Consider the following 13467-nt stretch of genomic DNA (forward strand, 5'->3'; position numbering starts at 1 on the left):
GTCGGAATGGGGTAGTTCGCGGGGTGCCCAGGGGTAGGGATGAGGTAGCCGGCTACGGGCTCCCGTGGGCGTTGGCTAGTTGACGATGCGACCGGTCGGAATTTCTTCGTCGTGATGGGGGCCGCTCATGTCGTCTTTTGTGATCGCGACGCCCGGATTCTTGATGGCGGCCACGCAGGACTTGACCACGATTGAGCAGGCGGTTGGGGCCGCCAATGCGACGGCGGCCGGCTCGACGACACGGGTGCTGGCCGCCGCCGAAGATGAGGTGTCGGCAGCGATCGCAAGGTTGTTTGGCGCCTACGGCTACGAATATCAGGCGCTGAGCGTGCAGGCGGCGGTGTTTCACGCCCAGTTTGTGCAGGCGCTGGATGCCGGTGCTCGGGCGTATGCGGCCATGGAGGCCGCCGCCGCCGCGCAGTTGCAGACCCTGGGGCAGGACGCGCTTGGCCTGATCAACGCCAACACCCAGGCGGTGCTGGGCCGCCCGTTGATCGGCAACGGCGCTGACGGGACGGCCGCCCGCCCCGACGGTGGGGCCGGCGGGCTGCTCTACGGCAACGGCGGCAACGGCTATTCCCCAGCGGTAGCCGGCGGTTCCGGTGGTAGGGGTGGGGCGGCCGGGCTCGTCGGCAACGGCGGTGCCGGCGGCAACGGCGCCAGCGGCGGCAGCGGCGGCGCCGGGGGCAGCGGTGGATCGCTCTACGGCACCGGCGGGGCCGGCGGCAACGCCGGTGCCGGCGGCATCGCCGGCAACGGCGGAGCTGCTGGGCTGATCGGCACCGGCGGAGCGGGCGGCATCGGCGCCGGACACGGCGTCGGTGGTGCGGGCGGTCAGGGTGGATTGCTCTACGGCACCGGCGGAGCCGGGGGCAACGGCGGCGTTGGCGGCATCGGCGGTCAGGGCGGGGCGGCCGGGCTGATCGGCACCGGCGGCGCCGGCGGTAACGGCGCAGGAAACGGCGACGGCGGTGTCGGGGGCCAGGGTGGATTGCTCTACGGCACCGGCGGAGCCGGCGGCAACGGCGGCGTTGGCGGCATCGGCGGTCAGGGCGGGGCGGCCGGGCTGATCGGCACCGGCGGCGCCGGCGGCAACGGCGCAGGAAACGGCGACGGCGGCGACGGCGGCCTCGGCGGATGGCTCTACGGCACCGGCGGAGCCGGGGGCAACGGCGGCGTTGGCGGCATCGGCGGTCAGGGCGGGGCGGCCGGGCTGATCGGCACCGGCGGCGCCGGCGGCAACGGCGCAGGAAATGGCGACGGCGGCGACGGCGGCAGCGCCGGACTGCTGTACGGCCATGGCGGGGCCGGCGGCAATGGCGGGTCCGCCGCTATCGCCGGCCAAGCCGGCGGGGCCGGCGGGGGCGGCGGGTCGGCGTCGTTGTTTGGTCAGGGCGGTCACGGCGGGGCCGGCGGGACCGGGGCGGCCGGTCAGGCCGGCGGGCGCGGCGGTTACGGCGGTGCCGGTGGGTGGCTCGGCGGCAATGGCGGGATCGGCGGTGCTGGCGGCGTGGGCGGGGCCGGCCTCGAAGGCCTCGCCGCCGGAACCGGTGGTAACGGCGGCTCCGGCGGCGCCGGCCGGGCCCTGGTGGGCTGGTCAGGCGGGGCAGGTGGGGCTGGAGGCGCCGGCGGCGCGGGTGCTGACGGGGTCGCGGGTGCTCCCAATACGAGCGGTGTAGGCGCCGCGGGCGGCACCGGTGGCAATGGCGGCATCGGCGGCGTGGGTGGTGCATCCAGTGCGCTGCTGTTCGGTTCCGGTGGTGTCGGCGGTGTCGGCGGTGCCGGCGGGGTAGGCGGCTCGGGCGGCAACGGTCTTACCCAGGTCGGTCTCAATGGCGGCACCGGCGGCACGGGCGGGACGGGGGGTAATGCCGGGGCGGGCGGGGCTGGCGGGGCCGGAGGATTTTTCGGGACATCCGGGGATACGGGCGCCGCGGGCACCGGTGGTAGCGGCGGCGCCGGGGGCAATGGCGGCGACGCCGCGGGAGTGGGCCCGGGCGGCGCCGGTCTACGCGGCGGCGACGGCGGCCAAGGCGGTCAGGGCGGTAGCACGGGCCTCGGAGGCGTCAACGGTAACGGCGGCCGAGGCGGTAACGGAGGAGCCGGCGCGGCCGGCGCGAACGGCGATCCCGCGGCCAACATCCACGGCGCGGACGGCGGTGCCGGTGGCAATGGTGGCGCGGGCGGCGCAACCGGCACCGGCGGGGTCGGCGGAGCCGGCGGGGCCGGCGGGACGGGCGGGGTCGGCGGCACCGGCGGCGTCGGCGGCCACGGCGTCGACTTTGCGACCGGGGGCACCGACGGCGGTCACGGCGGTAACGGTGGGGCCGGCGGGACCGGTGGGACCGGCGGGGCTGGCGGGGCCGCTTTGGCGGCCTCGGGAGTACAGGGCGCCGGCGGATCGGGTGGTAACGGCGGGGTCGGCGGCATCGCCGGTGACGGCGGTGAAGGCGGAGCCGGTCATGCGGATGTCAACAACGGTGCTGGCGGTCGCGGCGGCGACGGCGGTGACGCGGGCGCCGGTGGTGCCGGCGGCCAAGGCGGGGCCGGCTCCACCCAAGGCGCCACCGGCGCCGACGGCCTCGCGGCCACCAGCGGCGGCAACGGCGGCAACGGCGGCAGGGGCGCCGACGCCGAACCCGTGTTCGGCCAAGGCATCCCCGGCGGCACCGGCGGTACCGGCGGCGCCGGCGGCAACGGCGGGTCGGTCGGCAACGGCGGCACCGGCGGCGACGGCGGCAACGGCAGCGCCGGCGCTGCGGGTGGAACTGGTTCCTTCAGCCTCGGAACCGGTGAAGTGGGCGGCACCGGTGGCACTGGTGGGGCCGGCGGCGCCGGTGGGGCCGGTGGCGCTGGCGGCGTAGACGCCGGCAACGGCGGCGCTGGCGGGAAAGGCGGCACCGGCGGTACCGGCGGTAACGGCGGGGCCGGAGGGGGCCCCATAGTCTTCGGCAATCCAGGTGCCGACGGCGGCAACGGCGGCGACGGCGGCACCGGCGGGACGGGCGGGATCGGTGGAGCCGGCGGGGCTGGTGGGGCCGCGTTGTCGGCCTCGGGCCAGGACGGCGCCCAAGGCGCCGGCGGGGCCGGAGGTATGGGCGGCAACGGCGGCATCGGAGCCAACGGCACCGACGGCCAGAACGGCGACGCAAGCGTCAACAACGGGGCCGGCGGTCGCGGCGGCGACGGCGGTGACGCCGGCGCCGGTGGTGCCGGCGGCCAAGGCGGGGCCGGCTCCACCCAAGGCGCCACCGGCGCCGACGGCCTCGCGGCCACCAGCGGCGGCAACGGCGGCAACGGCGGCAGGGGCGCCGACGCCGAACCCGTGTTCGGCCAAGGCATCCCCGGCGGCACCGGCGGTACCGGCGGCGCCGGCGGCAACGGCGGGTCGGTCGGCAACGGCGGCACCGGCGGCGACGGCGGCAACGGCAGCGCCGGCGCTGCGGGTGGAACTGGTTCCTTCAGCCTCGGAACCGGTGAAGTGGGCGGCACCGGTGGCACTGGTGGGGCCGGCGGCGCCGGTGGGGCCGGTGGCGCTGGCGGCGTAGACGCCGGCAACGGCGGCGCCGGCGGGAAAGGCGGCACCGGCGGTACCGGCGGTAACGGCGGGGCCGGAGGGGGCCCCATAGTCTTCGGCAATCCAGGTGCCGACGGCGGCAACGGCGGCGACGGCGGCACCGGCGGGACGGGCGGGATCGGTGGAGCCGGCGGGGCTGGTGGGGCCGCGTTGTCGGCCTCGGGCCAGGACGGCGCCCAAGGCGCCGGCGGGGCCGGAGGTATGGGCGGCAACGGCGGCATCGGAGCCAACGGCACCGACGGCCAGAACGGCGACGCAACCGTCAACAACGGTGCCGGCGGTCGCGGCGGCGACGGCGGTGACGCCGGCGCCGGTGGTGCCGGCGGCCAAGGCGGGGCCGGCTCCACCCAAGGCGCCACCGGCGCCGACGGCCTCGCGGCCACCAGCGGCGGCAACGGCGGCAACGGCGGCAGGGGTGCCGACGCCACCGGCCTCGGCCAGGTCGGGGGTAGCGGCGGGGACGGCGGCAACGGCGGGTCGGTCGGCAACGGCGGCAACGGCGGCAACGGCGGCACCGGCGGCAACGGAGCTAACGGCACCAACACAATCAACCCCGGCCAGAACGGAGGTGACGGCCACACCGGCGGCACCGGCGGAGTCGGCGGGGCAGGCGGCAACGGCGGCAGCGACGCCGGCAACGGTGGCGCTGGTGGCACGGGCGGCACCGGCGGGGTCGGGGGCGCCGGCGGGACCGGTGCCCACGGCTCGGACGGTTTCTTCGGCAGCGGTGCCGATGGCGGTGACGGCGGTGACGGCGGTAACGGCGGGACGGGCGGGACCGGCGGCGCCGGTGGAGCGGGCGGGATCGCGTTGGCGGCCTCCGGCCAGAACGGCTCCCAAGGCGCCGGGGGGACCGGAGGTCAGGGCGGGACTAGCGGCTTACCGGGTGATGGCGGCAACGGCGCGGACGGCGGGAGCTTTTTCGGGGACGGCGGCGTCGGCGGAGACGGCGGTGACGGCGGTGATCCCGGTGCAGTGGGCGCTGGCGGTCAAGGCGGGGCCGGCTCTACCCAAGGCGCGACTGGAGCCAAGGGCACCCTCCCCTTCGGTCCTGGCAGCCCGTACGGCAATGGCGGCAGCGGCGGGGACGGCGGCAACGGCAACGGCCCCGGAGCTGCGGGAGGTAACGGCGGGATCGGCGGCAACGGCGGCACGTACGGCGTCGGCGGCCCTGGTGGCAATGGCGGCCACGGCGCCACGGGCGCCACCGGCAGCAATGGGAGCAGCGGCGGCACCACGACCTCGCCCACCAACGGTGGCAGCGGCGGCGACGGTGGCGCCGGAGGAGATGGCGGCGCCGGCGGAATCAACGGTGCTAATGCGACGATTACCAGCTTCATAACAGGAAAGGTTCTCCACGTCGGTGGACAGCAAGCCTCGGGTGGCGACGGCGGGAATGGCGGAGCCGGCGGCACCGGCGGCACCGGGGGCACCGGCAGCTCCGCGTTTAGCGGCGGCATGGGCGCCACCGGGGGTCCTGGCGGAAACGGCGGCGCCGGCGGCGATGGTGGCGCAGGCAGCGTCATGGGCGATGGCGGCGACGGTGGGGCCGGGGGCAGCGGCGGCCAGGGCGGCGACGGTGGCAGTGGAGTCTTCGGTCAAGGCCTGGGCGGCATTGGTGGGACTGGCGGTAATGGCGGTGACGGCGGCGACGGTTTTGATGCCGGTTTCGCCGGTGGCGCCGGTCCCGGCGGCCCGGGCGGTACAGCTAATGGCAGCTCAGGCGGGCCCGGCCAACCCGGCGAACCGGGTGCTAATTTGCGAAATTGACCCGCCGGTCTCGGCCCCGAAGCTAATCAGCCAAATCTTTACGACTTCCTTACGGAGCACCTCCTTGACGACGGGCTGAACGTACGTTTAGTGTTCTGAACATGCGTTCAGCCGATCTGACCGCCGCTGCCCGAATCCGCGACGCGGCCATTGAGCAGTTCGGACAGCACGGCTTCGGTGTCGGGCTCCGCACGATCGCCGAAGCCGCGGGGGTGAGCGCCGCGTTGGTCATCCACCACTTCGGCTCCAAGGACGGCCTGCGCAAAGCTTGTGACGACTACATCGCCGAAGAGATCCGCAGCACCAAGGCCGAGACCCTGCGATCCAACGATCCGGCCACCTGGTTCGCGGCCATGGCCGAGATCGAGTCCTACGCCCCGATGATGACCTACCTGGTTCGCAGCATGCAATCCGGCGGCGATCTGGCGAAGATGTTGTGGCACAAGATGATTGATAACGCCGAAGAGTACATGGACGAAGGCGTGCGGGCCGGCACCATCAAGCCCAGCCGGGACCCGCACGCCAGGGCCCGGTATCTGGCGATCACCGGCGGAGGGGGCTTTCTGCTGTACCTGCAAATGCATGACACCCCAACCGATCTGAAGGCCGTGTTGCGCGATTACTCCCGCGACATGATGCTGCCCGCCCTCGAGGTCTATACCGAAGGCTTGATGGCGGACCGCACTATGTACGACGCCTTCCTTGCAACAGATGGTTCCGTCGAGAATCAAGGAGAATCACGTGTCAGTTGACAACACACCCATCGACATCCGCGGTCTGACGAAGAACTTCGGCGCGGTCCGGGCACTCGACGGCCTCGACTTGACAGTGCGCGAAGGTGAGGTACATGGCTTCCTGGGCCCCAACGGTGCCGGCAAGTCGACAACCATCCGCGTGCTGTTGGGCGTGGTCAAGGCTGACAGCGGAATCGCGCGACTACTGGGCGGCGACCCGTGGACCGACGCCGTAGAGCTGCACCGTCAGATCGCCTACGTCCCAGGCGATGTCACCCTGTGGCCCTCACTGACCGGCGGCGAAACCATCGATCTGCTGGCCCGCATGCGGGGCGGCATTGACGAGACACGCCGAGGCGAGCTCATCGAGCGCTTCGAGCTCGATCCGCGCAAAAAGGTGCGAGCCTACTCGAAAGGCAACCGCCAAAAGGTGTCCTTGGTTTCCGCGTTCTCCTCACGAGCCAGGCTGCTGCTGTTGGATGAGCCAAGCAGCGGATTAGACCCATTGATGGAGAACGTGTTTCAGCTATGCGTCGCGGAAGCACGCGACCGCGGTGTCACCGTCCTGCTGTCCAGCCACATCCTGGCTGAGACGGAGGCGCTGTGCGAACGGGTGACCATCATCCAAGCCGGCAGGACCGTCGAAAGCGGATCTCTGGAATCCATGCGGCATCTGAGCCGCACGTCGATCAAGGCCGAAATGATCGGTGACCCAGGAGATCTCACTCGGATCAAGGGGGTCGAGGACATCACCGTTGACGGCAACACGCTACGTGCTCAGGTCGACAGCGAAAGTCTCGGCGAGCTCATCCGGGTGCTCGGTCACGCCGGTGTGCGCAGCCTGGTCAGCCAGCCTCCCACCCTTGAAGAGCTGTTCCTGCGCCACTACAGCACCAACGGCCAAAAGGAGGTGCCGGCAATATGAGCACCGCAATCCTGGATCGCCCAGGCCCCGCGCAACACCCTGCGCCGCAACGTGGTTCGCACTTCGTAGGCACGCTCGGGCTGCTGCGGCTCTACGTGCGCCGCGACCGGGTTGCGTTGCCGCTGTGGGTGATGTTGCTGTCGGTGCCGTTGGCCACCGTCTACATCAAAAGCATCGAAACGGTTTACCCCGACCAGGCCGCCCGCGCGGGAGCCGCGGCCGCCATCATGGCCAGCCCGGCCCAGCGTGCGCTGTACGGGCAGGTCTACAACGACAGCCTTGGGGCGGTTGGAATCTGGAAGGCCGGGATGTTCCACCTACTCATCGCGGTAGCAGTCATTCTCACCGTAATCCGGCATACTCGCGCCGACGAGGAGACCGGTCGTGCCGAGCTGATCGACTCCACGGTCGTCGGACGGTATGCCAACCTCACCGCAGCGCTGTTGCTGTCGTTTGGGGCCTCGGTCGCCACCGGCGCAATCGGTGCGGCCGGGCTGCTGACTACCAACGTGGCTCCGGCCGGATCGCTTGCGTTCGGCGCGGCGCTGGCCGCCTCCGGTCTGGTGTTCGCGGCCGTCGCCGCCGTTGCGGCGCAGCTGTCGCCCAGCGCGCGCGTTACCCGCGGCGTCGCGTTCGCTGTGCTGGGCACCGCGTTCACACTGCGCGCCATCGGCGATGCCGGCTCCGGCACACTGTCCTGGTTTTCCCCGCTGGGGTGGTCACTGCAGGTCAGACCATACGCCGGCGATCGCTGGTGGGTACTGCTGCTGCACCTGGCGATGACAGCCGTGCTCACCGTGCTGGCCTACCGATTGCGAGCCGGCCGCGATGTCGGCGCCGGGCTCATCGCCGAACGCGCCGGTGCCGGCACCGCCGCACCCACGCTGAGCGAGGCCTTCGGGCTCGCATGGCGGCTTGACCGCGGCGCCCTGCTGCTGTGGACCGTCGGCCTGTGCCTGTACGGCCTGGTGATGGGCAGCGTGGTGCACGGCATCGACAACCAGCTGGGTGACAGCACCGCGGTGCGTGACATCGTAACCCGGATGGGCGGCAGCAGCGCGCTGGAGCAAGCCTTCGTTGCGTTGGCCTTCACCATGATTGGCATGGTGGCCGCGGCATTCGCAGTCTCGCTGACCTTGCGACTCCACCAGGAGGAAACCGGGCTACGCGCCGAGACCCTGCTGGCCGGGGCCGTTTCCCGGACTCGTTGGCTGTCAAGTCATTTGGTGATGGCCCTGGCCGGATCGGCGGCGGCAATCCTCGTCTCGGGAGTAACGGCCGGACTCGCCTACGGCGCGGCGGCGGGCGACGTCGGCGGCAGGTTGCCCACCGTGGTGGGAGCGGCGGCGGTACAGCTACCCGCCGTCTGGCTGCTGGCCGCGGTGACCGTCGGGTTGTTCGGAGTTGTACCGCGGTTCGCGCCGGTGGCGTGGGGCGTGCTTGTCTCCTTCATCGCGTTGTACCTGCTTGGTTCGTTGTCGGGATTCCCGCAGTGGTTGCTCAACCTGGAACCGTTCGCGCACACGCCGCGGGTCGGTGGTGGCGACTTCACCGCGATTCCGCTGTTATGGCTGCTGGCCATTGACGTAGTGCTAATTGTGATGGGAGCCATCGCTTTTCGACGGCGTGATCTGCGCTGCTAGGAGATGTCATGAAAATTGGATTCAAGACGTTGATATGGACCGTGTGTGGACTTGTCGTATTCGGCGCTGTCCTATTCTGGCCGGCCGGCACGTTCAACTATTGGCAGGCATGGGTTTTCCTTGCCGTGTTCGTCGTCGCCACGATTGCCCCCAGCCTCTATTTGGCTCGGACTGATCCGGCGGCACTACAGCGGCGGATGCGTAGCGGGCCATTCGCGGAAGGCCGAACCGTTCAGAAGCTCATCATCATCGGCGCGTTTCTGGGGTTCTTCGCAATGATGGTGGTGAGCGCTTTCGACCGTCGCTTTGGTTGGTCGTCAGTGCCGACGCCGGTGTGCGTGATCGGCGACGTCTTGGTGGCGACCGGCCTTGGCGTCGCCATGCTGGTGGTCATCCAGAACAGCTATGCCGCCGCCACGGTCACGGTGGAGGCGGGCCAGAAGCTGGCCACCGACGGTCTGTACAAGCTTGTGCGGCACCCGATGTACTTGGGGAACGTGGTCTTGATGACGGGCATACCGTTAGCACTGGGCTCCTACTGGGCACTGCTAATCCTGGTCCCCGGCGTACTGGTGCTGGTGTTCCGCATCCTCGACGAGGAGAAGCTACTTACCGAAGAACTGGTCGGATACCGCGAATACCGGCAGCGGGTGCGCTATCGGTTGGTGCCATACGTGTGGTAGGGCCCGCTTCACCGCGAGCACCGTAAGCAGCGCGAGCAGACGCAAAATCGCCCATTTCCCTGCGGAAATGGGCGATTTTGCGTCTGCTCGCGGCAGGACCGGGCCATTAAATCCAGACGCCCTTGCCCACCGCGACCACACCTCCGGCACTGATCGCGAAGCGTTCCCGGTCCTTCTCCAGATCAACTCCGACCATCTCGCCGGGCCCGACGACAACGTTCTTGTCCAGGATCGCGTGGCGCACCACGGCGCCGCGGCCGACCCGAGCACCCGGCATGATCACACTGCCCTCCACAATCGCGCCGTCGTCGACCACCACATTGGACGACAGTACCGAGTTGCGCACCGAGGCCGCCGAAATGATGCTGCCGGCACCAACCACCGACTCCTGAGCGGAGCCGCCATTGACGAACTTCGCCGGCGCCAGATTCTCGGACTCGCCGCGGATCGGCCACCGCTTGTTGTACAGGTTGAACACCGGGTGCACCGACACCAGGTCCATATGCGCGTCGTAAAACGCGTCCAGCGTCCCAACGTCACGCCAATAGGCCCGGTCGCGGTCGGTGGCCCCGGGCACCTCGTTGTCGTTGAAGTCGTAGACCGCGGCCATCCCGTCGGCCACCAGACCCGGGATGATGTCGCCGCCCATGTCGTGATCGGAGTGGTCGTCATCGGCGTCTGCGCGAATCGCATCGATCAACACCTTGGTGGTGAAGATGTAGTTGCCCATCGACACGAATGTGGTGTCGGGGTCGTCGGGGGTTCCGGGGGGCTCCAGGGGCTTCTCTACGAAACGTCGAATACGGCCCGATTCGTCGGCGTCGATGCAACCGAAAGCGCTCGCATCGCTACGCGGGACTCGGATCCCGGCCACCGTCGCACCAGCCCCGCTGTCGATGTGGAACCGCACCATCTGCTCGGGGTCCATCCGATATACGTGATCGGCGCCGAAAACCACTATGTAGTCAGGATCTTCGTCGTAGATCAAATTGAGCGATTGATAGATCGCGTCGGCGGAGCCGGTGTACCAGCGCGGGCCAAGGCGTTGCTGTGCCGGCACCGGGGTGATGTACTCACCGGCCAAACCCGACAACCGCCAGTTCTGCGAAATATGGCGGTCCAGCGAATGCGACTTGTATTGAGTGAGAACGCAGATCCTCAGATACCGGGCATTGACGAGATTGGAGAGCACGAAATCAATGAGCCGATAGGCGCCGCCAAAGGGAACCGCGGGTTTGGCCCGGTCCGCAGTCAACGGATAAAGCCGCTTGCCCTCACCGCCGGCCAAAACGATGCCCAGCACGTGTGGCACTTCCCTCATGGCCTCAAACCTATCGGCCACTGCGAGCCGCTGCCAGGGGGGAACCCCGGTTTGGGCCATCGTCTGCATTGTTCTGACGGGCTGTCCGTCAAGGTATTTGGCCCACTTCGGATCCAGTTAGCGACTCCTCACCGGCCCGCCCCGCGGGCCGCATCGTCGCCGCCCAACCCAATCGTCCGACTCCTCAACGCCCCGCCCCGCGCGCCGCATCGTCGCCGCCCAGCCCAATCGTCCGACTCCTCAACGCCCCGCCCCGCGCGCCGCATCGTCGCCGCGCAACCCAATCGTCCGACTCCTCAACGGCCCGCCCCGCGGGCCGCATCGTCGCCGAACTACCGTGCCCTCATGCGGGTGGCAATGTTGACTCGGGAGTACCCGCCCGAGGTCTATGGCGGAGCCGGGGTACACGTCACCGAACTGGTGTCGCAACTGCGCCGTCTGTGCGCGGTCGACGTGCACTGCATGGGCGCACCCCGCCCGGGCGCCGCCGCCTATCAACCCGACCCCCGGCTGCGGAGCGCCAATGCAGCCCTGTCCACCCTGTCGTCGGACCTGCTGATGGCCAATGCGGCCGGCGCGGCCACCGTCGTTCATTCACACACCTGGTACACCGGCCTCGCCGGACACCTGGCCGCGCTGCTTCATGACATCCCACACGTTCTGACCGCGCATTCGCTTGAACCGATGCGGCCGTGGAAAGCCGAGCAACTCGGCGGCGGTTACCGGCTGTCGACGTGGGTGGAGCGCACCGCGGTGCTGGCCGCCGACGCGATCATTGCCGTCAGCTCCGGCATGCGCGACGACATCGTGCGGGTATACCCCACGCTGGATCCGAGCGTGGTGCACGTGATCCACAACGGGATTGACCCTGAGGTGTGGTATCCGGCCGGGCCCGTGCGCACCGGGTCGGTACTCGCCGAGCTTGGGGTCGATCCGAACCGGCCCATGGTGGCGTTCGTCGGGCGGATCACCCGCCAGAAGGGCGTCCAGCACCTGGTGGCGGCCGCACACCGATTCAGTCCGGACGTGCAGTTGGTGATGTGCGCCGGCGCCCCCGACACTCCGGAGATCGCCGCTGAAGTCCGGTCCGCGGTAGCCGGACTGGCCCGTAGTCGCACCGGCGTCTACTGGATCAAAGAAATCCTTCCCATCGGGAAGCTGCGTGAAATTGTCTCGGCGGCAACAGTTTTCGTGTGCCCTTCGATATACGAGCCGTTGGGCATCGTTAACCTGGAGGCGATGGCGTGCGCAACCGCGGTGGTGGCGTCAGACGTCGGCGGGATACCTGAAGTGGTCGCCGACGGGATCACCGGTTCGCTGGTGCACTACGACCCAGCCGACCCGACTGGTTACCAAGCCCGGCTGGCCGATGCGATCAATGCCCTGGTCGCCGACCCTGCAAAAGCGGAGCGCCTCGGCCATGCAGGACGCCAGCGCTGTATCCAAGAGTTCTCCTGGGCACGCGTCGCCGAGCAGACGCTGGACATCTATCGGAAGGTGTGCGCGTAACGCAGACCTAGCTAGTCACACCCTTGAGCTCGTCACCCAGCGCGGCAGCTTCGTCGGGCGTCAACTCGACCACCAGGCGACCCCCACCCTCAAGTGGTACCCGCATCACGATGCCGCGCCCCTCCTTCGTCGCTTCCAAAGGACCGTCTCCGGTCCGGGGCTTCATCGCCGCCATCGAGTGCTCCCTCCAGATTCGAGCTGGCCCGCGGTCGCAGACCTGGCCGGCGCCGAGCATGCCCCGCCAGTGGATTTCCAGTCATACCCGACATTGAACTGCCAAATCACCCCCCTATTGTTCCCTATTCGGGTAACGAGGTGCACGAGACCCGGTTCTGTGCCCATTTCAGGGCCTCAACGGGGCCGGTGCCGGCACCCAGCAATCACGGATGTGATCGTCGACCATTCCCGTCGCTTGCATCAGCGCGTAGGCGGTCGTAGGCCCAACGAAGCGGAACCCGCGTCGCTTCAATTCACGCGCCATGGCCTTCGCTTCCACACTGGTCGAAGGGATTTCAGCCAAGCTGGCGAACCGCGGCCGAGGCGACGGCGCGAACGACCACAGTAGCTCGGATAGGTCTTGCGGCGATCCCAGGTCAGCGGCGGCACGCGCATTGGCGATCGTCGCCTCGATCTTGGCTCGGTTGCGGACAATTCCCTCGTCGGCCAGCAGCCGTTGCACATCGGCGTCGTTATAGCGAGCGACCTTCTCGATGTCGAAGCCAGAGAACGCTCGCCGGAAGTTCTCCCGCTTGCGCAGGATGATCAGCCATGACAAGCCGCTCTGGAAGGCCTCCAGGCTCATCCTCTCGAACAGCGCCGCCCCGCCCCGCACCGGACAGCCCCACTCGTGGTCGTGATAGTCGCGGTACAGCTCGAAGTCGGGCCCTGGACGGCCTTGGGCCCAGCCGCAGCGCACCAGGCCGTCATCGATCACTTTGCATCCTGACGGTCATCAATGTCTTTGGCATCGGTTTCGGCGGGCCCGGCCTGGGCCGCCTGGATAGCCGCCAACTCTCCGCGCAGCGCCTCGAGCTCACGGCCGAGCCGATCCAGCACCCAGTCGACCTCGCTGGTCTTGTAGCCACGCAACACCTGAGTGAACTTGACCGCATCGACGTCGGCGCCGGTGACACCGAAGGCGGGCAGCACCGTCGCCGTCGTCGCTCGCGGCAAGGGCGGCAACTGCTCGCCACGGCCAAAGAGCAGGCTGGCCGCCCCGAACAACACGATCGCCACCAAGACCAGTACCACGAGGTATAGCAACACCAAAGCCACGTCGTCGATCTTGCCCTACGGCACCGACAG

Annotated in this window: 10 protein-coding genes; 6 read left to right on the plus strand and 4 right to left on the minus strand. The window is 69.6% G+C overall.

What is annotated here, in order from left to right; all coding sequences use genetic code 11:
• Positions 1-127: 127 nt before the first annotated feature.
• The 5 genes from AADZ78_RS20210 (at position 128) to AADZ78_RS20230 (ending at position 9332) form a co-directional block, all read left to right on the plus strand.
• Complete coding sequence (locus AADZ78_RS20210) at positions 128-5347, plus strand: PE family protein (RefSeq protein ID WP_204903351.1); 5220 nt, start codon at positions 128-130, stop codon at positions 5345-5347.
• Positions 5348-5448: 101 nt separating this feature from the next.
• Positions 5449-6099, plus strand: a complete 651-nt coding sequence (locus AADZ78_RS20215; RefSeq protein ID WP_085253117.1) for a TetR/AcrR family transcriptional regulator — start codon at positions 5449-5451, stop codon at positions 6097-6099.
• Entirely contained in the window at positions 6089-7006 is a 918-nt protein-coding gene (locus tag AADZ78_RS20220; protein ID WP_139829054.1) for an ABC transporter ATP-binding protein, read from the plus strand. Before AADZ78_RS20215 ends, AADZ78_RS20220 begins: the two co-directional genes overlap by 11 nt.
• Complete coding sequence (locus tag AADZ78_RS20225; RefSeq protein WP_085253119.1) at positions 7003-8649, plus strand: ABC transporter permease; 1647 nt, start codon at positions 7003-7005, stop codon at positions 8647-8649. The genes AADZ78_RS20220 and AADZ78_RS20225 overlap by 4 nt, the downstream gene beginning before the upstream one ends.
• An 8-nt stretch (positions 8650-8657) precedes the next feature.
• Positions 8658-9332 (plus strand): methyltransferase family protein, encoded by a 675-nt coding sequence (locus AADZ78_RS20230; protein ID WP_085253120.1) that lies wholly within the window; start codon positions 8658-8660, stop codon positions 9330-9332.
• Between the two features lie 106 nt (positions 9333-9438).
• On the opposite strand, the gene glgC is transcribed toward AADZ78_RS20230, so the two are convergent.
• A complete protein-coding gene (gene glgC, locus AADZ78_RS20235; RefSeq protein WP_085253154.1) occupies positions 9439-10653 on the minus strand; it encodes a glucose-1-phosphate adenylyltransferase in 1215 nt (404 codons plus the stop codon).
• A gap of 345 nt (positions 10654-10998) precedes the next feature.
• Between glgC and glgA the strand changes: the two genes are divergently transcribed.
• Positions 10999-12162 carry a glycogen synthase gene (gene glgA, locus AADZ78_RS20240; protein ID WP_085253121.1) on the plus strand — a complete coding sequence of 388 codons (1164 nt, stop codon included), beginning with the start codon at positions 10999-11001 and terminating at the stop codon, positions 12160-12162.
• Positions 12163-12169: 7 nt separating this feature from the next.
• Here glgA and AADZ78_RS20245 read toward each other — a convergent pair whose 3' ends face one another.
• The 3 genes from AADZ78_RS20245 to AADZ78_RS20255 all read right to left on the minus strand — a co-directional run bounded on the left by AADZ78_RS20245 (position 12170) and on the right by AADZ78_RS20255 (position 13437).
• Positions 12170-12337 (minus strand): DUF3117 domain-containing protein, encoded by a 168-nt coding sequence (locus AADZ78_RS20245; RefSeq protein WP_003406247.1) that lies wholly within the window; start codon positions 12335-12337, stop codon positions 12170-12172.
• A 168-nt stretch (positions 12338-12505) separates the two neighbouring features.
• Positions 12506-13096 carry a DNA-3-methyladenine glycosylase I gene (locus tag AADZ78_RS20250; RefSeq protein ID WP_085253122.1) on the minus strand — a complete coding sequence of 197 codons (591 nt, stop codon included), beginning with the start codon at positions 13094-13096 and terminating at the stop codon, positions 12506-12508.
• Positions 13093-13437 (minus strand): DivIVA domain-containing protein, encoded by a 345-nt coding sequence (locus AADZ78_RS20255; protein ID WP_085253123.1) that lies wholly within the window; start codon positions 13435-13437, stop codon positions 13093-13095. The genes AADZ78_RS20250 and AADZ78_RS20255 overlap by 4 nt, the downstream gene beginning before the upstream one ends.
• Positions 13438-13467 lie beyond the last annotated feature (30 nt).

This window comes from Mycobacterium riyadhense (assembly GCF_963853645.1).
In the GTDB taxonomy this organism is placed as follows: domain Bacteria; phylum Actinomycetota; class Actinomycetes; order Mycobacteriales; family Mycobacteriaceae; genus Mycobacterium; species Mycobacterium riyadhense.

Bases quoted from the DNA above. Each gene is read 5' to 3' on its own strand.
- AADZ78_RS20210 (WP_204903351.1), top strand. From the start codon at position 128: ATGTCGTCTTTTGTGATCGCGACGCCCGGATTCTTGATGGCGGCCACG.
- AADZ78_RS20215 (WP_085253117.1), top strand. From the start codon at position 5,449: ATGCGTTCAGCCGATCTGACCGCCGCTGCCCGAATCCGCGACGCGGCC.
- AADZ78_RS20225 (WP_085253119.1), top strand. From the start codon at position 7,003: ATGAGCACCGCAATCCTGGATCGCCCAGGCCCCGCGCAACACCCTGCG.
- AADZ78_RS20230 (WP_085253120.1), top strand. From the start codon at position 8,658: ATGAAAATTGGATTCAAGACGTTGATATGGACCGTGTGTGGACTTGTC.
- glgC (WP_085253154.1), bottom strand. From the start codon at position 10,653: ATGAGGGAAGTGCCACACGTGCTGGGCATCGTTTTGGCCGGCGGTGAG.
- glgA (WP_085253121.1), top strand. From the start codon at position 10,999: ATGCGGGTGGCAATGTTGACTCGGGAGTACCCGCCCGAGGTCTATGGC.
- AADZ78_RS20245 (WP_003406247.1), bottom strand. From the start codon at position 12,337: ATGGCGGCGATGAAGCCCCGGACCGGAGACGGTCCTTTGGAAGCGACG.